Genomic DNA, 21599 nt, shown 5'->3' on the forward strand with positions numbered 1-21599 from the left:
GCGAGCGAAAGCGACGCCGTCCTTCGGTCGGCTATGCCCGGCCATGACGAAGAAAGATGAGGATGCGTTCCCGACCGCGTAGGGTGCAATCCGCGTGGTTGGCGCTAGTTCGCGGCCGGTGCCGCCGCTGCCGGTTGCGCGGCCGCCTGCGGGGCGCGGCCGACGACCACGGTAAGCAGGCCGTGGCCCCAGAGCCGCTGCGCGGCCTTCCTGGCGTCGTCCAGCGTCACCGCATCGACGATGGCGTTGCGCTTTTCGATGTAGTCGATCGGCAGCTTGTCGAGCTGGTATTGCAGCAGCGCCTGCGCCAGCTTCGACGAGGTATCGAGCGCCAGCATCTGCGAGCCCTTCAAATAGGATTTTGCCTCATCCAGCTCTTTCTGGGTCGGGCCTTCCTCGGCGATGCGGTGGATTTCCTTCTCGATGGCGTCGACGGTTTCGCCGGCGCGGTCGGCACGGGTGCCGGTGTTGCCGACGAACAGCGCGGAGTGGTCCATCCAGAGCAGCGATTCATAGACCGAATAGGCCAGTCCGCGCTTCTCGCGGACTTCCTTGTACAGCCGCGACGACAGGCCGCCGCCGCCGAGGATGTGGTTGACGACATAGCCGGCCATGAAATCCGGATCGTGGCGGTTGATGCCGGGACCGCCGAACGTCACCACGGTCTGCGGCACGTCGAGCGGAATGAAGGCGCGCTGTGGCGGCTTGGTGGCCACGACATCGGCAATCGCTGCAAGATTGGCCTTGGCCGGCAACGTGCCGAAGGTCTTGTCGAGCAGCTTGCCGAGCGTGTCGGCGTCGACGTCGCCGACCACGGCGACCCGCAGCGTATCCTTGGCCAGCACGCGGCTGACATAATCCTTCATGTCGGCGACATCGATCTTCGGCACGCTGTCCAGCGTGCCGGTTGCCTGCCGGCCGTAGGGATGATCGCCGAAGGCGACTTCGAGGAATTTGCGGCTGGCGAGCGCGGTCGGGTTGGTTGAGTCGCGCCGCAGCCCCGAGGTTACCTGGGCGCGAATCCGTTCGACGTCGGTCGGGTCGAAATGTGCCGATGTCAGCGACATCCGCAGCAGGTCGAAGGCTTCGTCCTTGTTGTCCTTCAGCATCCGCAATGAGCCGCGGAAATAGTCGCGCGTCGACGAGAAGCTCAATTCGATCGCGCGGCGGTCGAGGCGCTCGTGGAAGGTCTTGGAATCGAGATCCCCGGACCCTTCATCGAGCAGGTCGGCGACCATGTTGCCGACGCCGGGCTTTCCGGCTGGGTCCTGGGTGGCGCCGCCGCCGAAGGCATATTCCATCGCGATCAAGGGCACAGTCGCGTCCTGCACGAACCAGGCCTCGATCCCGCCGGGGGAAACCAGGCGCTGGATCTTGGCCGCGGCCTCCGAGGGTGCGGTTGAAAGCGCCGTGAATGCGAGGCAGGCGCCGCCGATCAGGGCGGCGCGCCGTGTGAGGAAATAATTCACGAGCGCTTCTCCTCGCGTTTCGGCGTCGGATCCTTGATCAGATAGCCGGTCACCGAACGATTCTTCTCGAGCCATTTTTTCGCGGCGTCGCGCACCTGTTCGGCGGTGACGGCGCGAATCCGATCCGGCCAGCTTCTGATGTCGTCGATGCTCAACCCGGTGGTGAGCGCGCCGCCATACCAGCGCGCCAGCGTCGCCTGATTGTCCTGGGCGTAGATCGCCTCGGCGATCAGCTGGGTCTTGACCCGCTCCAGGTCCTCGGCGCGGGCGGTGTTCTGCCCCACGTCCGATATCACCTTGTCGATCACCTGCTCGATTCGCGAAAACTCGACGCCGGGCTTCGGCGAAACCGAGATCGAGAACTGCGTCGGGTCGAGCGCGGTGCCCTGGTAGCCGGCGCCGGCGCTGATCGCGAGCGGATTGTCGATCACCAGCGCGCGGTAAAGGTAGGAATTGGCACCGCCGCCCATCAATTGCGCGAGCACGTCAAGCGCCGGCCCTTCGCCGGCGGCAGCCGTGGCGGAAGAGGGAACGAGGTAATAGCGCCGCAAGCCGGTCTGTTCGACGCGCGGATCGGACAGCGTCACGGTGCGGGGCGCCGCCGGTACCGGTTCCTGCGGACGGACACGCTGCGCGGGAATGGCCGGCTGCGCGGGGATTTCGCCAAAATTCTTTTCCACCATCGGACGGATGTCCTTGGCGTCGACGTCGCCGGCGATCACCAGGATCGCGTTGTTCGGCGCATAGAAGCGCTTGTAGAACGCCAGCGCATCCTCGCGGTCGAGCTTCTCGATTTCCTGGTGCCAGCCGATCACGGGGCGGCCATAGGGGTGATTGAGATACAGCGCCGCCATGATCTGTTCGGTCAGCCGCGCATCCGGGTTGTTGGCGACCCGCATGTTGAATTCCTCGAGCACGACGTCGCGCTCCGGCAGCACGTTTTCATCCTTGAGGATGAGGCCGGTCATGCGGTCGGCCTCGAATTCCATCATGGTGCCGAGCTGCTCGCGCGGCACGCGCTGGAAATAGCCGGTGTAGTCGGTTGAGGTGAAGGCGTTCTCGTTGCCGCCGACACGAAGCACGGTCTGGGAGAACTCACCGGCGGGATGCTTGCTGGTGCCCTTGAACATCAGATGTTCGAGGAAGTGCGCCAGTCCGGATTTGCCGGGAGTCTCGTCGGCGGAGCCGACCTTGTACCAGATCATCTGCGTGACCACCGGGGTGCGATGGTCGGGAATGACCACCACTTGCAGGCCGTTGCCGAGCGTGAAGCTGGCGGGGCGTTCCGACGTCACCGTGGTCTGGGCGGGAACGCTGCCGGTGGAGAAAGCGAGCGTCGAGATCAATGCAAAGAGTGAAACGGCGAACCGGTGCGAGGACATCGTGACCTATCTGGAAGCCCGAACCCAAGCGTTCGGGATAAAACGGCGGCATGCTACACCGCGCGGCAACCCGGCAATGTCACGAAGCTGCGAGACAAGCTTAACTATTCGCCATACTTGCCCTGGGACGGATTGTATTCCTTGTTCAGCGATTCCTTCGGCCCGGTCCCGTAAGCGTAGTTCGGGGACGGCGTCTGGTAGCCGGCCGGCGGCTGCGTCAGCGACTCCCGCGTCGGCTCGCCCTTGAACGGCGCGGTCTCGGTTTTGCTGCCGCCGAACAGGCCGCTGAAGCCGCCGTTATAGCCGAGCTGCGAGGGGCTGAGAATCGCGTTGGTGCCGGGATTGCCGCCGGGCTGGTCGACGGAATCGCCGCCTGACGATCTTTCGCTGGTCTTGCCCTTGGCCAATTCGCTTGGCGTCAGGATACGGGCCGCTTCGACCGGATCCTTGTTGGCTTTCTTGCGGGCCGCGATCGCGGCCTTGCGGCGCTGCTCATCGGGGTCCTTGGGCCAGTTCGGCGCCTTGACCTCGGCCGAGGTAGAAGCCGGCGGCGGCAGATCGAGCTTGGGGGGCACCACCAGCGGCGAGCGCTCGCGATAGTCGATGCCCTGGTTTTCCATGTTGGTGCCGCCGATGCCCTTCATGATGCCTTCGATGATCTTTTCCTCGAAGGTCTTGTCGTCTTCATCGTCGTCGCCGGCCCTGGCGGCGCCCGCGGTCATGACGAGGCCGACGCCCACGGCGATGACGGCAAGACGCAGGGCGCGACGCAGCGTCCTCGACGAATTCTGCACAATCCGGAAGCTGGCTTCGGTCTCGCGCATCACGCTGTTCCCATTCAAGATTTCCGCAAGGGGCGCGCCGGGCTTACGGCGTCATTCCGCTCTTGCAAGCAACATACCGCTTTGAGGGTCCGTATCGGCCGGGATCAGGGCGCTTTTGCGGCGGGTACCCCCAGGAAGGAGTCATACAATAGGGCCGCCACCCCGGCAACAATGGCCACATCCGCAAGGTTAAACACGTACCAGTTAAGGATTTTCTCCCCGATCTGGACGTGGAACAGGGCGAAATCGACCACCGCGCCATAGGCAAAGCGGTCGATGGCGTTGCCGATGGCGCCGCCGATGATCAGGGCGAGCGCCAGCGTCGCCAAGAGGGTGCGCGACCGCGCCATCCAGATCGCCAGAACGATCACCGCCACCGCCTTGACCGCCATCAGCCCGATCTGGGCGGCCGGGCTCTCGCTCTGGAACCAGCCGAAGCTGATGCCGGGGTTCCAGGCCAGCACCAGGTCGAAAAACGGCGTTACCTTCACCGCCCCGCGATGGGCGATATCGAATGCGTGGAGCAGCCAGAGCTTTGAGGCCTGGTCGACGATCAGGGTGGCGATGGCCGCGAGGACGCCGGTGCGAAGGGGAGGGGTCATCGTGTGACCGCCGAGATAATATCCGGTGTCGTCCCGGCGAACGCCGGGACCCATACGCCGTGTCGGTTCAGTTTTGAAAGGCCGTCGATCATCATCTCGTATTTATCTCGAACGTCCGGGATTATGGGTCCCGGCGTTCGCCGGGACGACGATAGCGTCTAGATAGCCACTCCCAGCGCCTTCCATTCGCGCAAGGCCTGCGCATCCCGCGGCGAGACGTCGGGGTATTCGGCGTCCTCGCCCACGGTCGGCAGGATCTTCCACGACCGCGCGCATTTGGTGCCGACAGCCATTTCGACCACGACGGCGACGCCCGGAACGTCGTTGAGCCGGAACGCGCTCGCCGGCGCATCGTCATTGGTCACCATCGCATTCGAGGTGATGCAGACTTCGGCCAGATCCAAATCAAAAAGCGTGTCGAGGATCTTCTTGTCCGAAACGTAGACCAGCGGCGAGGCTTCCAGCGACGAGCCGATGTTCTTGGCGGCGCGCTCGAGCTCCAGCGCGCCGGTGACGACGCGGCGCACGTCGCGGATGGTCTCCCATTTCGCGGCCAGCGCATCGTCGCGGTAACCGGCCAGATTATGCGGAAACGTCAGCATGTGCACCGAAGCACACCCGCCGGGCCGATACATCAGCCAGGCTTCGTCGGCGGTAAAGCTGATGATCGGTGCCAGCCATTTCAGGATCGCGTCGCATAGAATATCGACCGTCGTAAGCGCGGCCTTGCGCGTCGTCGACGACGGCGGGTCGCAGTACAGCGCGTCCTTCCGGATATCGAAGTAGAACGCCGACAGGTCGGTGTTCATGAAGTTCGAAAGCGACGCGACCACGGTCTTGTAATCGAAGTTTTCGTAGGCCTGCCGCACGACGGCATCGATTTCGCTCAACCGGTGCAGCATCAGCCGTTCGAGCTCGGGCATCTCCGTGGCTGCGACCTTGTCGCCCGGTTTCAGATGATACAGCGTGCCGAGCATCCAGCGGATCGAGTTGCGCAGCTTGCGGTAGGTCTCGATGGTGTTTTTCAGGATTTCCGGGCCGATGCGCTGGTCGTCGGCATAGTCGGTGGCGCAGACCCACAGCCGCAGGATATCGGCGCCGGAGTCCTTCATCACCTTTTGCGGCTCGACGGTGTTGCCGAGCGATTTCGACATCTTGCGGCCGTTCTCATCGAGCGTGAAGCCGTGGGTCAGCACGATGTCATAGGGCGCGCGGCCGCGGGTGCCGCTGCTTTCCAGCAGCGAGGAATGAAACCAGCCGCGATGCTGGTCGCTTCCTTCCAGATACATCACGGTATCCTGGCCGCCGTCGACCTTGCGGACGATATGGCCGAGTTGTGGAAAATTTTGGCGGTCTTCCAGCACGAAGGCGTGGGTCGAGCCGGAATCGAACCAGACGTCGCAGATGTCGTCGATCTTCTTCCAGTCCTCGCCCGCGCGGGATCCGAGGAAGCGCTCGCGCGCGCCGTCCATATACCAGGCGTCGGCTCCTTCCTCCGCGAACGCCTCGACGATGCGCTGATTGACGATTTCGTCCTGCAGGATTTCGGCGGAGCCGTCGCCCTTTTCGCGGACGAACACCGCGATCGGCACGCCCCAGGCGCGCTGACGCGAGATCACCCAGTCCGGCCGGCCCGCGATCATGCCGTTGATGCGGTTCTCACCCGCGGGCGGCACCCATTGCGTCACCGAGATCGCGTGCAGCGCGCGGGCGCGCAGCGTGTCGCCGGGCCTGGCCTTGCCGTTGTCCTTAATGTCCTTGTCCATCGCGATGAACCATTGCGGCGTGTTGCGGAAGATCACCGGCTTTTTGGAACGCCAGGAATGCGGGTATTGATGCTTCAGGCGTCCGCGTGCGAGCAGCTTGCCGGCCTCGACCAGGGCCTTGATGACGGCCTCGTTGGCGTCGCCCTTTTCGCCCTTGTCGTTGAGCACGCGTTTTCCGGTGAAGCCCGGCGCGTGGTCGGTGAAGGCGCCGTTCTCGTCGACGGTGTAGGGGATCGCGGTGTTGATGCCGCGCGCGTCCAGTTCGCGGGTATTCGCGGTCCAGACGTCGAAGTCTTCGCGGCCGTGGCTGGGCGCGGTGTGCACGAAGCCGGTGCCGGTGTCGTCGGTGACGTGGTCGCCGGCCAGCAAGGGTACGATGAATTCGTAGCCGCCGCCAAAACCTTTCAACGGGTGGGCGCATTCCACCGCGTCGAGCGTATCGGCCGGCAAATCGCGCACTTTCTTATAGGCCGTGACGCGCGCCTGCTTGAACACGCTTTCCGCCAGCGCATCTGCGAGGATCAGCAGGTCGCCGTTTTTGGCCCAGTTATCCGCTGGCGCGTCGGTGACCTCAAAGAGGCCGTAGGCGATTTTCGGCGAGAAGCTGATGGCGCGGTTGCCGGGCAGCGTCCATGGCGTGGTGGTCCAGATCACGACGCAGGCATTGGCGAGCGCGCCATGCGCCGGCGACGTCACCGGAAATTTCACCCACACCATATCCGAGGTGTAGTCCTCATATTCGACCTCGGCCTCGGCCAGCGCGGTCTTCTCCACCACGCTCCACATCACGGGCTTGGAGCCGCGATACAGCGTGCCGTTGGCGGCGAACTTCATCAGCTCGCGCGCGATCTGCGCTTCGGCCGGATAGCTCATGGTGGCGTAGGGATGGTCCCAGTCGCCGATGATGCCGAGCCGCTTGAATTCCTCGCGCTGCACGTTGAGCCAGTGCGTCGCATAGGCGCGGCACTCCTTGCGGAACGCCACCATCGCCGCGGAGTCGCGGAAGTTGGGCTTCTGCTTGCCCTTGGAACGGTAATTCTCCTCCTCGATCTTCCATTCGATCGGCAGGCCGTGGCAGTCCCAACCCGGCACGTAGTTGGAATCGAAGCCCAGCATCTGCTGGCTCTTGGTCACCACGTCTTTCAGGATCTTGTTCAGCGCATGCCCGATATGGATGTTGCCGTTGGCATAGGGCGGGCCGTCATGCAGCACGAATTTCGCCCGGCCCTCGGCGCCCTTGCGCAGCTGGCCGTAGAGGTCGATCTCGTTCCAGTATTTGAGGATTTCCGGCTCGCGCTTGGGCAGGCCGGCGCGCATCGGGAATTCGGTCTGCGGCAGGAACAGGGTTTTGGAATAGTCAGTGGCGTCGGATTTTGGCGGCTTGTCGGACATGAATGCTCTGATTTGGCTCGGAAAGGCGCGGGATACGCGATTCATTCGCGGGTGAACGAGGAAAATCCCGGTCTTGCGCCGAGCCGAGAGCTCAGGCGGAAGCCGGGCCGCTAATGCTTATGGTGCGCCGCGCAAACATGGCGCTTTCCATAGCAGCCAGCCGGGGAATCGCAAAGCCCCGGGGCCGGCGGTTTAAGAGATCACCCCGAGCCTTGGAAACGCGTCCGGCGCTGCGGCCAAGGCCGCACGGGCTTTGGCGCTGTCGTCGTCCATTTGCCGGACCAGCGCATCGATGCTGTCGAACTTCAGTTCGTCGCGGATGAAGCCGATGAAGGCGACGTCGAGCACTGCGTCATAGAGATCGCCCTCGAAGTCGAACAGGAACACTTCGAGCAAGGGCGCGCCATTGTCGAAGGTCGGGCGGCGGCCGAAGCTCGCCACGCCATTGAGGCGCTCGGCACCGCGTCCGACCCGCACCGCATAGATGCCGTGCTTGAGGCTGCAATTCTTGTCGAGGCGGATATTGGCGGTGGGAAAGCCGAGATCGCGGCCGCGCTTCTCGCCATGGATCACCTCGCCGGTAATGAACCACGGCCCGCCCAGCATGGCGGTGGCGTCCGCGATCTGCCCCTCGGCCAGCGCCATGCGGATGGCGCTGGAGGAAACCGGCCGCTCCTCGATGTCGACATGGGCCTGGACATCGACCTCGATGCCGAGCCGCGGCGCCTCGCTGACCAGAAGGCTGGGCGAGCCGACCCTACCTTTACCGAAATGGAAGTCATAGCCGACCGCAATGCCCGATATGCCGAGCCGCCCGATCAGGTCATGGTGAATGAAATCCTGCGCCGAAGTCCCGGCGCGGGTCTTGTCGAAGGTCATCACCACGGCGCCGTCGAGGCCCGTTCCGGCCAGCAGCCGCAGCTTGTTGGCCTCGTCGGTGAGGCGGAATTGCGGGCTGTTGGGGCTGAAGAAGCTGCGCGGGTGCGGCTCGAAGGTCACCGCAAAAGCCGGCTTGCCGTGGGCGCGGCCCATCTGCAGGGCGGCCTCGATGACGGCACGGTGGCCGAGATGGACGCCATCGAAATTGCCCATCGCCACCACGGCGCCGCGGGGGATGGCGTTCGCAGGGGTGGTGTCGCGGATAACGGTAAAGCCAGTCGTCATTTTCTGAGGATTCTTCAGGAATTGGATCGATGCGGCCGGACCGTGACGTGGCGGCGCCGGTGAAGTCAAGCCGCTGGAATCGCATCAAAACGGGTACAATCCGACACGGGCCGGTTAACGGGCTGTTTAACGCCTGCTGCTAGAGGTGGGGGAGGACTGCGGGTCGCGCAGCTCTTTATTGTTTGTAGCGTAGCGTCGAGTGGGGGAGAGAAGATGGCGGTTGATTTGTCCATGTCGGTTCTGGTGGTCGATGACTACAACACCATGATCCGCATCATCCGGAATCTTCTGAAGCAGCTCGGCTTCGAAAACATCGACGATGCCTCCGACGGGTCCGAGGCGCTGAACAAGATGCGCGGCAAGAAATACGGGCTCGTGATCTCCGACTGGAACATGGAGCCGATGACGGGCTATGACCTGCTCAAGGAAGTCCGTGCCGACCCCAATCTGGCCACCACGCCGTTCATCATGATCACGGCGGAATCCAAGACCGAGAACGTGATCGCCGCCAAGAAGGCCGGCGTGAACAATTACATTGTCAAGCCGTTCAATGCGGCGACCCTGAAGACCAAGATCGAAGCGGTCTTCCCGGACATGGCGACGGCGTAAGGTTCTCAGCGTACCAAGCAACAAGCACCAATTTTCGTCATGCCCGGGCTTGTCCCGGGCATCCACGTCTTTGCTGCGCGTGTGTCAAGACGTGGATGGCCGGGACATAGGCGAGCGGAAGCGACGCCGTCCTTCGGACGGCTGTGCCCGGCCATGACGGCATTAATTGAACGAGCATCGCGCCTTGGCGGCGTGCGCTACCACCGCAGCTCGCGCATCAGCGCCCTGGGCGGGTGGCCGAACAGCTCCTTCACCGAGGCCGGGTCGAGCTGTTCGATACCTTCGAACTCCTCGGAGTGGATGCCGCGGGTCACGAACAGCAAATCGATGCCGAAGCCGTGCGCGCCGGCAAGATCCGTCCGCACCGAATCTCCGATCGCCAGCACGCGGTCGAGTGGCGCCGGACGGCCGCGCTGCTCGGCGGCCAATTGCATCGCGCGCTCATAGATCGGCCGGTGCGGCTTGCCGTAGAAGATCACCTCGCCGCCGAGTTCGCGATAAAGCTCGGCGATCGCGCCCGCGCAATAGATCAGGCGGTCGCCACGCTCGACGACGATGTCGGGATTGGCGCAGATCAGCGGCAGCTTGCGCTCGAGCGCCTGCAGCATCATCGCGCGATAGTCTTCGGCGGATTCAGTTTCGTCGTCGAACAGGCCGGTGCATATGATGTAATCGGCCTGCTCCAGCGGACCGATCACGGCATCAAGCCCGCGGTGGATCGAACTGTCGCGCTCCGGCCCGAGCCAGAATATTTTCTTGCCCGGATGGCCGGCGACGAAGTGCCGGGTCAGGTCGCCGGAAGAGACGATCGCATCGTAGGTGTCGTCGGCGACGCCGAGCTTGCGCAATTGCCGCTGCACCGAATCGGCCGGCCGCGGCGCGTTTGTGATGAGGATGACGGTGCCGCCCTGCTGGCGATAGGTGTGCAGCGCTTCACAGGCTTCGGGAAAGGCCTCGAGCCCGTTATGCACCACGCCCCAGATGTCGGAGAGCACGACCTCGACGCTACCGACGAGGTCGCGCAATTTCTCGACGAATCGAAGTGACGTCATGGCATCGCACGCCGGTTAGCCCGGTCCGGCGGCGCGGCGCGCCAGCGCGGCATTGCCGGTCGTCCGCGCTGGCGGATCGATGGCGGGATTGGCGGTAGGAGCGGGATTACTGGAGCCATTGGGTACCAGGGCTTGGGGTGCCAGGGCTTGGGGTGCTTGGGGGTCCTGAGCCTTGTTCGGAGCGGCCTCGGCGGTAGCAGATGCCCCCTCGGGCCGCAACGGCCGGGGCGGTGCAAACAGGAAACCCTGCCCAAACCGCACGTCAAAATCCAGGAGGTCGACCACCGCGCGCTCGCCCTCGATCTTTTCGGCGATCAGGTCGATGCCGAAGCGGCCGAGCAGGTCGGAAAGGTCGGAGGGGTGAATATCGGATGCCGAACTCTGCTTCGGGTCGAGCAGCAGCGCCGCCGGCACCTTGATGAAGCGGACGCCGCGATCGGCGAGTTCGCGCGGCTCGATCCTGAGATCGCTGACATGGTCGATCGAGAAACGGTAACCGCGCTGCGACAGCGCCGCCAGATGCTCGGTCTCGGTCGCGCCGAGATTGCGGAACGTCGCCTGCTTGAATTCGAGCACGAAGGACGGCGCCAGCGCGCGATTGGCCTCGAGGAAATCCAGGCATTGCGCGAAATTGGCGGAATGGCCCAGCGTCGCGGCGGACACATTGCAGAACACGCCGACATCCTTGTTGCGCACCATCAACCGGCGCAGCACCTGGATACAGCGCAGCATCACCATGTGGTCGATGCGCCCGATCAGGCCGCCGGCTTCGGCCACACCGATGAAGTCGTCGGCGGCGATGACCTGATCCTTGTCGTCGCGCAGCCGCGTCACCGCCTCGTAGTAGCGCACCTTGCGCTGCGGCAGCGTCACCATCGGCTGCAGATAGATATCGAGCCGGTTTTCCTCGACAGCGGTTTTCACCGCGGCGAGCAGCCCTTGCTGGCTGCGCGAGGGCGCGGCGGCCTCGGCGGCAACCGCAATCGGCGCCGGGGTGGCATTGATGACCGCGGTTGCGATGTCAGCTGCCGCCTCGCCAGCCGGGGTGGCAAGCGGTGCCGCGCTACGGTCGAAATCGGGCTGGCTCACCGGGGCGGGGGCAGGGACGCCCGAGGACAGCATGTCGTCATGGCTGGCGACGGAGACCGCAAGCTGTTTGACCAGCACGCCGAGTTCGTTGATTTCGCCGACCACGGCCTGGATGCGGTCGGCGCTGGTGGAATTCGCCGACACCACCCGGCCCTCGACGGCGGCGAGCCGGCGGCCGAATTCCGCCACCTGGCGGGCGAGGTCGGCGGTGCCGCGCGACAGGTCCGCGATCTGGCTGCCGACGTCGGTGCGATCGCGTAGCCGCATCGAGACGGCGTTGTAGAGGATCAGGAAGGTCAGCGCGGTCAGCGCCACGATCGCGGATTCCGTGCCGCTGATGCCCGCCACCGAATACAGCACAAGGCCAAGCGAAGCCGCGACCAGCACCATGCAGATGGCGATGAAAATCGTCGAAATGCGAATCATGTCGCGCGCCACACTCCCCCAGCAGCCGCAACCTTAGCATTAATGTTGATTCGGTGGGCTAGTGTTGTTTCGACGGGGGTGGAACCGCAGGTCCCAGCGAATCGGCCATCACGGCGCCGCGGGCGCCCAGCGGTTCGGGATGGCCGACGGCGGTATCGACGGCGGTCTGGTGCTCGATTTCCGAATTCAGCTCCGCCCCGCACAGCAGGATGATGGCCGACATCCACATCCACATCATCAGCCCGATCGCGGCGCCAAGCGAGCCGTAGGTCGCGTTGTAATTTCCGAAGTTCTGGAGATACCAGGACAGCGCCGAGGAGCCGGCGATCCAGACCAGCGCGGCCACCAGCGTCCCCACGCTCAGCCACTCCCACCGCGCCGCACGGCGGCTTGGTCCGAACCGGTAGAGGACGCCGAGCACGAGCAGCAGGATCACGAACAGCAGCGGCCACCGCACCAGGCTGATGATAAAGCGGCTCTCCGGGGCAAGCCCGAGATGATCGAGCGCCAGCGGATACGCCACCACCGCGCCGACCATCAGCAGCAGCGCGGCGATCCCGCCCGTGGTGAAGGCCAGCGACATCAGGTTCAGTTTCACAAAGCTGCGTTTTTCACGCTCCTCGTAGGCGACGTTGAGCGCGTCGATCACGGCCTTCACCCCGGCATTGGCGCTCCAGACCGCCAGCGCGAGGCCGAACAGGAAAGTCCAGCCGAGCGCGGTGCTGCCCTTCTCGAGCACCCGCGCAATCTGGTCCTGCACGATCTGGAACGAGCCTTCCGGCAACATCAGCGACAGCGTCTGCAGATTGGCGCCGATGGTGGTGGGATCGGCGAACAGGCCGTAGCAGGAAACCAGCGCCGTCACCGCCGGAAACACCGCGAGCAGGGCGAAGAACACCACGCCGGCGGCGGTGGCGAGCAGACGGTCGTCATTGATCCGCGCATAAGTGCGCCGAAGGATGTCCTTCCAGCCGGCGGAGGGAATTCGCAACGGGTTGCGCGAACGGCGGCCGCGACCGTGCTCGGAGAGTTCGCGCGTAAAATCGCCGGCTGGCGAAATCGCGGCATTCGCAGGTTTTGCGGCCGGGATCGACTGAAAATAGCGCTGCGCGGTCAGGATCAGGATCGTGGTGGCGGCGATCAGGAGCAAATTGTTCGTGTGCTCGGACCGTGCGCGCGACATCAGATTGCCGTTCGACGCGCCTGCCGCCGTCGCCGTGCCGCCGCCCAGCCCAGCAATGTCGCCGTCAGGACCAGGCCGACCTGCATGTTCCTGTCGAGACCTTGGCGTCGCTTGCGATGGGCGCGCGTCACCGGCGCCGAGGGGGCCATCAGGATCGAAGCGGCGGTGTCCCTGACGGCTTCGGCCTGGTCCGGCTTGATCGGATTGGCCGAGATGGCGACGCGCAGACGGCTGGTCAGGGAGGGGAAATGGGGCGCAGGTTGCCGCAATTTTGCGGCGGCCAGTCCCGCGCAGATCGCCGCGATCACGACGAGCAGTGCTCCGATAGCGCCGAACGCTTGAAACTGGCCGTAATGGATTTCGATCCAGCGAAATAGCGCGGTAGCGCCGACCAGACAGGCGGCGATCAGAAAAATACCCGCCGCGGCGAACAGCCCGGCGGCGGTGGCATAGGAAGTGACGGTTCCGGTCGCCTGACGGGTGCGGTCGCGCAGGTAGGATCGCGTCGCGCGTTTGATCTGGTTGAGCTTCAGCCCTACTCCAGCGTGCAGCAGGTCGCTCGAAGGCGCGAGCATGCCTGGTTCCCTCCACCGGCGAGGACAGAATGTCCCCGCCGGGGATGAACGTGAATCGGTTTTGAAGGTTCCGAGAGGAACGTGGCCCGGACGCGGTGCAGCGGTGGGTCCCGGCTCTGCAGCGCACAGCCGAAGGGGCGCTGCGCTGCGTCCGGGACACACAGGTAGCCTTACGCCGTGGCGCGAATCACCTTGGCGACCTTGTCGACGATCTCGCCGATCTGGTCCTCGGTGACGATCAGAGGCGGCGTCAGCGCCAGGGTGTCGCCGGCCACCCGCAGCATCAGGTCGTTGTCGTGGAAGGCGCTGTTCAGCGCGTCGAGACCGCGCTTGCCGGGCAGGTCCGGGCGCGGCGCGAGGTCGATGCCGGCGGTGAGGCCAACCGTGCGGATATCGACCACGCCTGGCTGGCTCCGCAGCGACATCACCGCGTCGGCGAATTTCGACTCGAGCTTGTTGGCCCGCTCGAACAGCTTTTCGTCGCGGTAGATATGGAGGGTCGCGAGCGCCGCCGCGCAGGCGATCGGATGCGCCGAATAGGTATAGCCGTGGGTCAGCTCGACCATATGTTCCGGGCCGTTCATGAAGGCGTCGTGGATGGTGCCGCGTATCAGAACGCCACCCATTGGCGCCGCACCATTGGTGATGCCCTTGGCGAAGGTCAGCATGTCAGGCGTCACGCCGTAGCGTTCGGCGGCGAACGCGAAGCCGAGCCGGCCGTAGCCGGTGATGACCTCGTCGAAGATCAAGAGAATGCCGTGCTTTTGGGTGATCTCGCGCAGCCGCGTGAGGTAGCCCTTCGGCGCCGGCAGCACGCCGGTCGATCCCGCCATCGGCTCGACGATCACGGCGGCGATGGTGTTGGCGCCGTGCAGATTGACCAGCCGCTCCAGTTCGTCGGCGAAATGCGCGCCATATTCCGGCTCGCCCTTGGTAAAGGCCTGCTTCTCGCGGTCGTAGGTGTGGGGCAGATGGTCGACGCCCGACAGCAGCGAGCCGTAGATCTTGCGGTTAGCAACGATGCCGCCGACGGAGGTGCCACCAAAGCCGACGCCGTGATAGCCGCGCTCGCGGCCGATCAGCCTGACGCGGCCGCCCTGGCCGCTGATCTGGTGATAGGCCAGCGCGATCTTGAGCGCGGTGTCGGCGGCTTCCGAGCCGGAGTTGCAGAAGAACACGTGGTCGAGGCCATCGGGCGCCAGATCGGCGATGCGGCTGGCGAGTTCGAACGCCTGCGGGATGCCGAACTGGAACGGCGGCGCGTAGTCGAGGGCGGCGGCCTGCTTGCCGATCGCGTCGGAAATCTGGCTGCGGCCGTGGCCGGCGTTGCAGCACCACATGCCGGCGGCGCCGTCGATGATCTTGCGGCCGTCGACGGTGATGTAATGCATGTCCTTGGCGCCTGCGAGCAGCCGCGGGTTCTTCTTGAACGCCCGGTTTGCGGTGAACGGCATCCAGTGCGCGGCGAGATCGTTCGGAACATTGACGGCGGCGGTGTGGGGGCTCTTGTCCAACATGGAGGCCTCTTCGGGTTTGAACGGGTTGGTGCTGCCCATCACTATCAGCTTCGGCGCGTGGCGGGAACGCCGGCGGCTGCGATATTTCCCCTCGACCGGGCGCTTTCGAGGGCAAGTTACAGGTTACAGATCCGCAGCGCCGATCCAGAACACTTCCCCGTCGGAATCCTCGGTGTCGAGCCACAGCAGCGGCAATTGCGGGTAGGCGTCCTCCAGCTGTTGGCGGCCGCGGCCGATCTCGCACAACAGCCCGCCCTGCGGCGTCAGGTGCGCCTTGGCCTCATCGAGGATGCGTCTGACGATGTCGAGCCCGTCGGCGCCACCGTCGAACGCAAGCTCCGGCTCGGCGCGGCATTCGCGCGGCAGCGAAGCCATGCCTTCCGCATCGACATAGGGCGGATTGGTAATGATGAGATCGTAGCGCTTGTCGCCCAGCGGCTTGAACAGATCGCCGCGGTGAAGCGCCAGGCGACGCTCCAATCCGTAATCGCCGACATTGCGCGCGGCGACTTCGAGCGCGTCCCTGGAAATATCCACCGCATCGATTGCCGCGTTTGGAAAATTCCGGCTGGCCAGGATCGCAAGGCAGCCCGAGCCGGTGCAGAGATCGAGCACGCTTTCCACCGACAGGGGATCGTCGATCAGCGATCCGCCTTGCTCGTCGTCGTTACCGCCGAAATGGGAGTCCAGCAATTCGCCGATGAAGGAGCGCGGCACGATGGTGCGCTCGTCGACATAGAACGGCAGGCCGCGCATGTAGATCTTGTTGACGAGATAGGCGGCGGGCTTTCGCGTGGTGACGCGGCGCGCGATCAGGGCGAGGATCTTCTTGCCTTCGGCCGCCGTGACGCGCGCGGTCGCGAAGGCTTCGAACTGGTCGGGATGCAGATGCAGGGTTTCGCATACGAGGAAGGCAGCTTCGGCCACTGGATCGGTGGTGCCGTGCGCGAACGCCAGTTTGGCTTCGATGAAACGGCTCACCGCGAAGCGGATGAAATCGAGCAGCGTCAGCAATTCGCCGGAACCGACCTTTGGGAATGTCGAACCGGCACGGCCGCGCTTGGCCGGCACCTTGCTGGGTTTGGCCATCAGGATTTGGTCCAGCGCTCTGCTGCGGCGTCATCGTGGCCGCGGGCCTCGATCCAGCTCGAGCCTTTGAGGCCTTCCTCGCGCTTCCAGAACGGGGCGTTGGCTTTCAGATAATCCATCAAGAACTCTGCGGCCTGAAACGCCGCCTGCCGGTGCTGGGATGCCGCCAGCACCAGCACGATATTTTCGCCGGGCGTGATGCGCCCGACCCGATGCACGACGGTCAGGCCGGTCAGCGGCCAGCGCGACAGCGCCTCGTCGGCATGGCGCTTGATTTCGGCCTCGGCCATGCCGGGATAATGTTCGAGCGTCAGGGCTGCGATCGGTTCGCCGTTTTCGCTGCCGCGGCAAATGCCGCTGAAGCTGACGACGGCGCCGATATCGGTGCGGTTCCTGGTCAGCGCCGCAATCTCCTGGCCGACGTCGAAATCGGCTTCCTGGATGCGGATGGTCGCGATGGCGGTCATCAGAGCTTCTTATTGGGCATGATCTCCGCGCAAACGCGTTCCGCGTTTGTCGCGAGGGAAAACCGGTTCCCACTTTGCACTAACGTGGCCCGCCGGGTCCTGATCATGTGTCAGCCGCCGGTCATCGGCGGGAAAAAGGCAATCTCGCGGGCGCCGGCGATGGCCGCATCCGGCTTGACATGGGCATGGTCGATCGCGGCGCGGATCACCCGCGGCGTCTCGAACGCATGGGCATAGCTCTCGCCGCGCTTGGTCAGCCAGCCGATCAGGTCGCCCACCGTCCGCACATCCGCCGGCGGCTCGACGGTTTCTTCCGCCATGCCGACCCGCTCGCGTACCCAGGCGAAATATTTGACCTTCATCCTTCATCCTCCTTGATGAGGTGATGGATGCCGGCGCGGAAATAATCCCAGCCGGTGTAGATCGTGAAGATCGCCGACATCCAGAGCAGCACGATGCCGATCAGGGTGGTCGCGGGGATAATCTGCTCGCCGGCCTCGCCGGCGATCAGAAAGCCGATTGCGACCAGTTGAATGGTGGTCTTCCACTTTGCGAGCTTGGTGACGGGTACGCTGACCCGGAGGCCGGCGAGATATTCGCGCAGGCCCGACACCAGGATTTCCCGGCACAGGATCACGATCGCGGCCCACAGCGTCCAGCCATGGATCGAGTTGTCGGCGGCCAGCATCAACAGGCAGGACGCGACCAGGAGCTTGTCGGCGATCGGGTCGAGCATCCGGCCGAAGGCCGACTGCTGATCCCAGATTCGTGCATAGTAGCCATCGAGATAGTCGGTAACTCCGGCGGCGATGAACACGGCCAGCGCCACCCAGCGCAGCCACATCGGGCCGTCCAGGATGGATTCCCAGAAAACGCAGCCGACCACCACCGGGATGGCGGCGATGCGGGCGTAGGTCAGGATATTCGGGAGGGACAGGGTCTTGCCCTGTCCCCTTGTCGTGGCGATGTTCATCCGTCTTACCAATACCGCTGAAGCGTGAAGGTCAACTGGGCGGGTCTACGATGATCGGTCGCAGGCGACGCCGGTGTGACTCAAGGCCCCCTTTAACCCGGCTGGGCGTGGAAAAACTCGAAAATCTTGCGGGCGCTTTCCGCGCTGACCCCTGGAACCTTGCCGAGGTCGGCGATCGAGGCCCGCTCGATCTCCTTCAGCGTTCCAAAGTGGTGCAGCAAGGCACGTTTGCGTGACGGGCCGATGCCCGGAATTTCCTGCAGGCCGGCCTCGCGGATATCCTTTTTGCGCAGCTTGCGGTGCGAGCCGATCACGAACCGATGCGCCTCGTCGCGCAGCCTTTGAATGAAATACAGCACGGGGTCGCGCGGCTCGAGCTTGATGGCCTCGCGGTCCGGCATGAACAGGGTTTCGCGGCCGGCGTCGCGGTCCGGACCCTTGGCGACCGCCAGCAGCGAGACCTGAGTCAGCCCGAGGTTTTCAAATATTTCCCGGACCGCGTTCAGTTGCCCGCGGCCGCCGTCGATGATGACGAGATCGGGCCATTGCGGAAACGAATCGTCGTCCGCCCTGAGGTCCGTCTTGATGTCCGCCTTGGGCTTCGCGGCGTCGCCATCCACAGGTTTCAACAACCGCTTGAAGCGCCGCTCCAGCACCTCGCGCATCATCGCGTAATCGTCGCCCGGCGTCAGGCCCTCCGATTTGATGTTGAACTTGCGGTACTGGTTCTTGATGAAACCGTCCGGCCCCGCCACGATCATGGCGCCGACCGCGTTGGTGCCCTGGATATGGCTGTTGTCGTAGACCTCGATGCGCTTGGGCGTATGCGGCAGGGCGAGCGTGGTGACCATTCCGTCCAGCAGGCGGCCTTGCGTTGCGGTATCGGCGAGCTTGCGGCCGAGCGCCTCGCGCGCATTGGTGAGGGCGTGCGCGATCAGCTCTTTCTTCTCGCCGCGCTTGGGGGTGGAGACCTCCACCTTGTGCCCGGCTTTCACCGACAACGCGTCGGCCAGCAGCGCGCTTTCCTCGATCTCGTGCGAGAGCAGGATCAGTTTCGGCGGCGGCTTGTCGTCGTAGAATTGCGCCAGGAACGAGGCCAGCACTTCCTCCGGCGTGAACGATTTTTCCGCGCGCGGAAAATAGGCGCGGTTGCCCCAGTTCTGTCCGGTGCGGAAGAAGAACACCTCGACGCAGGAATAGCCGCCCTCCTGATGGATCGCGAACACGTCGGCCTCTTCCACGGTGCGTGGATTGATACCCTGCTGCGACTGGATCGCCGACAGCGCGGCGAGGCGGTCGCGGTAGAGTGCCGCGGTCTCGAATTCGAGTTCGGCCGAGGCCTTTTCCATCTCGCCGGCCAGCTCCTTTTTCACCAGATGGCTGCGGCCGGAAAGGAAGTCGTTGGCTTCCCGCACGAGCTCGGTATAGCCGGGGAAATCGATCTCGCCGGTGCAGGGGCCCGAACAACGGCGGATCTGATAGAGCAGGCAAGGGCGCGTGCGGCTTTCGAAAAATCCGTCGGTGCAGGAGCGGATCAGGAACGCGCGCTGCAGCGCCGTGATGGTGCGGCCCACGGCGCCGGCGGACGCGAACGGTCCGAAATATCGTCCCGGCCGCGATTGCGCGCCGCGATGTTTCAGGATCTGCGGCGCCCAATGGTCGCCGGTGATCAGGATATAGGGAAACGACTTGTCGTCGCGCAGCTGCACGTTGAAGCGCGGCCGCAATTGCTTGATCAGATTGGCTTCGAGCAGCAGCGCCTCGGTCTCGGTCGAGGTGGAGATGATCTCGACGGTGACGGTCGCCGCGATCATGCGCAGGATGCGCGCCGGCAGCGGCGCGTTGACGCGGGCATAGGAGGACAGCCGTTTGCGGACGTTTTTCGCCTTGCCGACATAGAGCACGTCGTGGGCCACGTTGAGCATGCGGTAGACGCCGGGCGAGGTCGGCGCCAGCCGCACCGCGTTCTCGATCGCGGCATGGCCGACCGCCAGCGGACCCTCGCCGATCGCCTCCGCGGGCTCGTCGGGCGCCTCCGGAAGGCGGGCTTCGTCGTCCTCATCCGTGGCCGAAATGGCGGGGTCGAAATCATCAGACAGCAGCGCCGGGTCTTGCGGCGGCAAATCCGGCTTTGAACCGCGCCTTGCCTTCTGCGGGGCGGGCGTTTTCGGGTGGTCGGCAGAATCGTGATCCATGGGCCTAAATTAAGCGCTGGGGTCCCACATCGCCAGCGGTCGCCGGGCGGGGGAGGCCGCGTCCGGTAACACATTCTTAAGAATGATGAGCGGCCCGGTAACCCCGCTTAACAACCCTTTAACTTAAAACTCTCGATAAATCTTACGCGAAAAGGCTGGAGTTCCGTAACCATGCCGGCTTCCAGCCGGCGGTCACGGCCGTTGCGTGGTGGAGTTTGAGTGATGAGCAGGTTTCTGTTGCGCGCGTTGGCGCTGATCGCCGCGGGCTGGACCATGTCGGCGCAGGCGGCCGACCTCAATTACGGATCGCGCCCGCCCCTTACCGTCAATCAGCCGCTCAATGCCTATAGCTGGGCCGGTCCCTATCTCGGCGGCAACCTCGGCTATGCCTGGGGTTCGGTCGACAACAACCTGACCAAGCCGTCCGGCGTCGCGGGCGGCGTCCAGGCCGGTTACAACTGGCAGCAAGGTCCGTGGGTGTTCGGTGTCGAAGGCGACATCCAGGCGACCGGCGCGGACGATACCTTTGCGCCGTGGAAGTTCGCCAACCCCTGGTTCGGCACGGTGCGCGGCCGGGTCGGCTATGCGCTCGGCAACGTCCTGTTCTACGGCACCGGCGGCCTCGCCTTCGGCGAGCTCCGCGCCACCACCTTCGGCCTGTCGGAATCCCATACCAGTGCCGGCTGGACCGCCGGCATCGGCGGCGAAATGGGCTTTGCGCCGAACTGGAGCGCCAAGGTCGAATATCTCTATGTCGATCTGGCCGACAGCAACTTCGTCATTACAGGCGCGTCGAACGGCTACCGGTTCGGGTTGATAAGGGCCGGCGTGAACTACCACTTCTGAGAACAAGAAAATCGGGCTTCCAACCTCCCGGCGGCATCAAGCCGCCGGGATTTTTTTGTCGCGTGGACAGCGTGGTGGCGGGCGCCTAAAATTCTGGGGATATGCAGCCTGGACAGCCAAGTCTGACCGCGTTGGGAGCCGCCCGCTTGCGCGCGGCGCATCAGGTGCTGGACGGCGCATCGATCCTTGCCGATCCGCTGGCGGCGCGCATTCTCGGGACCGGGATCGAGGTCTCGCTCGATCATGCCGCGGCTCACCCGTCCGGGCCGCTGCTTCGGTGGTTCATTGCCGCGCGCTCGCGCATTGCCGAGGATGCCCTCAACGTGGCGGTCAATGACGGCGCCACCCAGCTCGTGGTGCTCGGTGCCGGGCTCGACACGCTCGCCTATCGAACGCCGCTTGCCCGCCGCCTGCGAATTTTCGAGGTTGATCATCCGGCGACCCAGGCGCGCAAGCGCGAAATGCTGGCCGCCGCCTCGATCGCGGTGCCGGAGACGCTGACATTCGTGGCGGTCGATTTCGAACGGCAGACGCTGGCGCAACAACTTCAATCGGCGGGTTTCGCGGCCACCGAGCGCAGCTTTTTCAGCTGGCTCGGCGTCACGCCTTATCTGACCGAGCAGGCGATCTTTGCGACGCTTGCCTTCATGGCGCAACTGCCGGGCGGCGCCGAGGTGGTGTTCGACTATGTCAGTCCCGCGGCCTCGATCGCGCCCGCCGGACGTGCCGCGCATCAGGCGCTTGCCGATCGGGTGGCTGCGCAGGGCGAGCGCATTCAGAGCTATTTGGACACCGGGCCGCTTTGCGAGAAGTTGAGCGCGACCGGCTTCCGGCACATCGACGATATCGGCCCGGCCGAGATCGCGAAGCGCTTTTTCCCCGAAGCCGAACAGACGGCGCCGTCGCGAGGCGGCTACGTCATGCACGCCTCCACGATCTGAGCAGCGAGCTCAAGCGCGGCAGATATCTCAACAGCCAA

19 protein-coding genes are annotated in these 21599 nt (G+C 64.6%); 3 read left to right on the top strand and 16 right to left on the bottom strand.

The genetic code is table 11. The features are described from left to right. Positions 1-104: 104 nt before the first annotated feature. The 6 genes from V1289_RS31670 to V1289_RS31695 all read right to left on the bottom strand — a co-directional run bounded on the left by V1289_RS31670 (position 105) and on the right by V1289_RS31695 (position 8599). Positions 105-1469, bottom strand: coding sequence for a M16 family metallopeptidase (locus tag V1289_RS31670; RefSeq protein ID WP_334401860.1), 1365 nt, complete (start codon positions 1467-1469; stop codon positions 105-107). Next, positions 1466-2851 carry a M16 family metallopeptidase gene (locus V1289_RS31675; protein WP_309182554.1) on the bottom strand — a complete coding sequence of 462 codons (1386 nt, stop codon included), beginning with the start codon at positions 2849-2851 and terminating at the stop codon, positions 1466-1468. The genes V1289_RS31670 and V1289_RS31675 overlap by 4 nt, the downstream gene beginning before the upstream one ends. 104 nt (positions 2852-2955) lie before the next feature. Beyond that, a complete protein-coding gene (locus V1289_RS31680; RefSeq protein ID WP_334401863.1) occupies positions 2956-3675 on the bottom strand; it encodes a hypothetical protein in 720 nt (239 codons plus the stop codon). A 104-nt stretch (positions 3676-3779) separates the two neighbouring features. Then, positions 3780-4277: a signal peptidase II gene (gene lspA, locus V1289_RS31685; RefSeq protein ID WP_334401865.1), complete on the bottom strand. Its 498-nt coding sequence runs from the start codon at positions 4275-4277 to the stop codon at positions 3780-3782. 158 nt (positions 4278-4435) lie between these two features. Beyond that, complete coding sequence (gene ileS / locus V1289_RS31690; RefSeq protein WP_334401867.1) at positions 4436-7435, bottom strand: isoleucine--tRNA ligase; 3000 nt, start codon at positions 7433-7435, stop codon at positions 4436-4438. Positions 7436-7627: 192 nt separating this feature from the next. Beyond that, positions 7628-8599 (bottom strand): bifunctional riboflavin kinase/FAD synthetase, encoded by a 972-nt coding sequence (locus tag V1289_RS31695; RefSeq protein ID WP_334401869.1) that lies wholly within the window; start codon positions 8597-8599, stop codon positions 7628-7630. Positions 8600-8812: 213 nt separating this feature from the next. Here V1289_RS31695 and V1289_RS31700 point away from each other — a divergent pair, with 213 nt between their 5' ends. Next, entirely contained in the window at positions 8813-9208 is a 396-nt protein-coding gene (locus V1289_RS31700; RefSeq protein WP_192738834.1) for a response regulator, read from the top strand. A 197-nt stretch (positions 9209-9405) separates the two neighbouring features. Here the strand turns inward: V1289_RS31700 and V1289_RS31705 are convergent, their stop codons facing one another. The 10 genes from V1289_RS31705 to uvrC all read right to left on the bottom strand — a co-directional run bounded on the left by V1289_RS31705 (position 9406) and on the right by uvrC (position 19774). Then, the gene (locus V1289_RS31705; RefSeq protein WP_334401874.1) at positions 9406-10260 is read right to left on the bottom strand and encodes a TIGR01459 family HAD-type hydrolase; all 855 of its coding nucleotides are present in this window, start codon (positions 10258-10260) and stop codon (positions 9406-9408) included. 15 nt (positions 10261-10275) lie between these two features. Further along, the gene (locus V1289_RS31710; RefSeq protein WP_334401876.1) at positions 10276-11775 is read right to left on the bottom strand and encodes an EAL domain-containing protein; all 1500 of its coding nucleotides are present in this window, start codon (positions 11773-11775) and stop codon (positions 10276-10278) included. A gap of 58 nt (positions 11776-11833) precedes the next feature. Continuing rightward, positions 11834-12958, bottom strand: coding sequence for a YihY/virulence factor BrkB family protein (locus V1289_RS31715; RefSeq protein WP_334401878.1), 1125 nt, complete (start codon positions 12956-12958; stop codon positions 11834-11836). Continuing rightward, entirely contained in the window at positions 12958-13533 is a 576-nt protein-coding gene (locus V1289_RS31720) for a phage holin family protein (RefSeq protein ID WP_334401881.1), read from the bottom strand. Before V1289_RS31720 ends, V1289_RS31715 begins: the two co-directional genes overlap by 1 nt. Positions 13534-13703: 170 nt before the next feature. Then, positions 13704-15050: an aspartate aminotransferase family protein gene (locus V1289_RS31725; protein WP_334401882.1), complete on the bottom strand. Its 1347-nt coding sequence runs from the start codon at positions 15048-15050 to the stop codon at positions 13704-13706. A gap of 123 nt (positions 15051-15173) precedes the next feature. Further along, positions 15174-16139, bottom strand: a complete 966-nt coding sequence (gene prmB / locus V1289_RS31730; RefSeq protein ID WP_334401884.1) for a 50S ribosomal protein L3 N(5)-glutamine methyltransferase — start codon at positions 16137-16139, stop codon at positions 15174-15176. Next, positions 16139-16606 carry a molybdenum cofactor biosynthesis protein MoaE gene (locus V1289_RS31735; RefSeq protein WP_334401886.1) on the bottom strand — a complete coding sequence of 156 codons (468 nt, stop codon included), beginning with the start codon at positions 16604-16606 and terminating at the stop codon, positions 16139-16141. The genes prmB and V1289_RS31735 overlap by 1 nt, the downstream gene beginning before the upstream one ends. A 110-nt stretch (positions 16607-16716) precedes the next feature. Next, a complete protein-coding gene (gene moaD / locus V1289_RS31740) occupies positions 16717-16968 on the bottom strand; it encodes a molybdopterin converting factor subunit 1 (protein WP_334401888.1) in 252 nt (83 codons plus the stop codon). Next, positions 16965-17579 (bottom strand): CDP-diacylglycerol--glycerol-3-phosphate 3-phosphatidyltransferase, encoded by a 615-nt coding sequence (gene pgsA / locus V1289_RS31745; protein ID WP_334401889.1) that lies wholly within the window; start codon positions 17577-17579, stop codon positions 16965-16967. The genes moaD and pgsA overlap by 4 nt, the downstream gene beginning before the upstream one ends. 92 nt (positions 17580-17671) lie before the next feature. Continuing rightward, the gene (gene uvrC / locus V1289_RS31750) at positions 17672-19774 is read right to left on the bottom strand and encodes an excinuclease ABC subunit UvrC (RefSeq protein WP_334401890.1); all 2103 of its coding nucleotides are present in this window, start codon (positions 19772-19774) and stop codon (positions 17672-17674) included. A 222-nt stretch (positions 19775-19996) separates the two neighbouring features. On the opposite strand from uvrC, the gene V1289_RS31755 reads away from it, so the two are divergent. Beyond that, on the top strand, positions 19997-20620 hold the full coding sequence (locus V1289_RS31755) for an outer membrane protein (protein WP_334401891.1): 624 nt from the start codon (positions 19997-19999) through the stop codon (positions 20618-20620). 101 nt (positions 20621-20721) lie between these two features. Then, positions 20722-21561 carry a class I SAM-dependent methyltransferase gene (locus tag V1289_RS31760; RefSeq protein ID WP_334401893.1) on the top strand — a complete coding sequence of 280 codons (840 nt, stop codon included), beginning with the start codon at positions 20722-20724 and terminating at the stop codon, positions 21559-21561. Positions 21562-21599 lie beyond the last annotated feature (38 nt).

The sequence above is a fragment of the Bradyrhizobium sp. AZCC 2289 genome, from assembly GCF_036924615.1.
GTDB lineage: Bacteria > Pseudomonadota > Alphaproteobacteria > Rhizobiales > Xanthobacteraceae > Bradyrhizobium.

Excerpts from the sequence above, each read along its gene's own strand:
- V1289_RS31675 (WP_309182554.1), bottom strand. The coding sequence starts at position 2,851 with ATGTCCTCGCACCGGTTCGCCGTTTCACTCTTTGCATTGATCTCGACG.
- V1289_RS31680 (WP_334401863.1), bottom strand. The coding sequence starts at position 3,675 with ATGCGCGAGACCGAAGCCAGCTTCCGGATTGTGCAGAATTCGTCGAGG.
- lspA (WP_334401865.1), bottom strand. The coding sequence starts at position 4,277 with ATGACCCCTCCCCTTCGCACCGGCGTCCTCGCGGCCATCGCCACCCTG.
- ileS (WP_334401867.1), bottom strand. The coding sequence starts at position 7,435 with ATGTCCGACAAGCCGCCAAAATCCGACGCCACTGACTATTCCAAAACC.
- V1289_RS31695 (WP_334401869.1), bottom strand. The coding sequence starts at position 8,599 with ATGACGACTGGCTTTACCGTTATCCGCGACACCACCCCTGCGAACGCC.
- V1289_RS31700 (WP_192738834.1), top strand. The coding sequence starts at position 8,813 with ATGGCGGTTGATTTGTCCATGTCGGTTCTGGTGGTCGATGACTACAAC.
- V1289_RS31705 (WP_334401874.1), bottom strand. The coding sequence starts at position 10,260 with ATGACGTCACTTCGATTCGTCGAGAAATTGCGCGACCTCGTCGGTAGC.
- V1289_RS31710 (WP_334401876.1), bottom strand. The coding sequence starts at position 11,775 with ATGATTCGCATTTCGACGATTTTCATCGCCATCTGCATGGTGCTGGTC.
- V1289_RS31715 (WP_334401878.1), bottom strand. The coding sequence starts at position 12,958 with ATGTCGCGCGCACGGTCCGAGCACACGAACAATTTGCTCCTGATCGCC.
- V1289_RS31720 (WP_334401881.1), bottom strand. The coding sequence starts at position 13,533 with ATGCTCGCGCCTTCGAGCGACCTGCTGCACGCTGGAGTAGGGCTGAAG.
- V1289_RS31725 (WP_334401882.1), bottom strand. The coding sequence starts at position 15,050 with ATGTTGGACAAGAGCCCCCACACCGCCGCCGTCAATGTTCCGAACGAT.
- prmB (WP_334401884.1), bottom strand. The coding sequence starts at position 16,139 with ATGGCCAAACCCAGCAAGGTGCCGGCCAAGCGCGGCCGTGCCGGTTCG.
- V1289_RS31735 (WP_334401886.1), bottom strand. The coding sequence starts at position 16,606 with ATGACCGCCATCGCGACCATCCGCATCCAGGAAGCCGATTTCGACGTC.
- moaD (WP_334401888.1), bottom strand. The coding sequence starts at position 16,968 with ATGAAGGTCAAATATTTCGCCTGGGTACGCGAGCGGGTCGGCATGGCG.
- pgsA (WP_334401889.1), bottom strand. The coding sequence starts at position 17,579 with ATGAACATCGCCACGACAAGGGGACAGGGCAAGACCCTGTCCCTCCCG.
- uvrC (WP_334401890.1), bottom strand. The coding sequence starts at position 19,774 with ATGGATCACGATTCTGCCGACCACCCGAAAACGCCCGCCCCGCAGAAG.
- V1289_RS31755 (WP_334401891.1), top strand. The coding sequence starts at position 19,997 with ATGAGCAGGTTTCTGTTGCGCGCGTTGGCGCTGATCGCCGCGGGCTGG.
- V1289_RS31760 (WP_334401893.1), top strand. The coding sequence starts at position 20,722 with ATGCAGCCTGGACAGCCAAGTCTGACCGCGTTGGGAGCCGCCCGCTTG.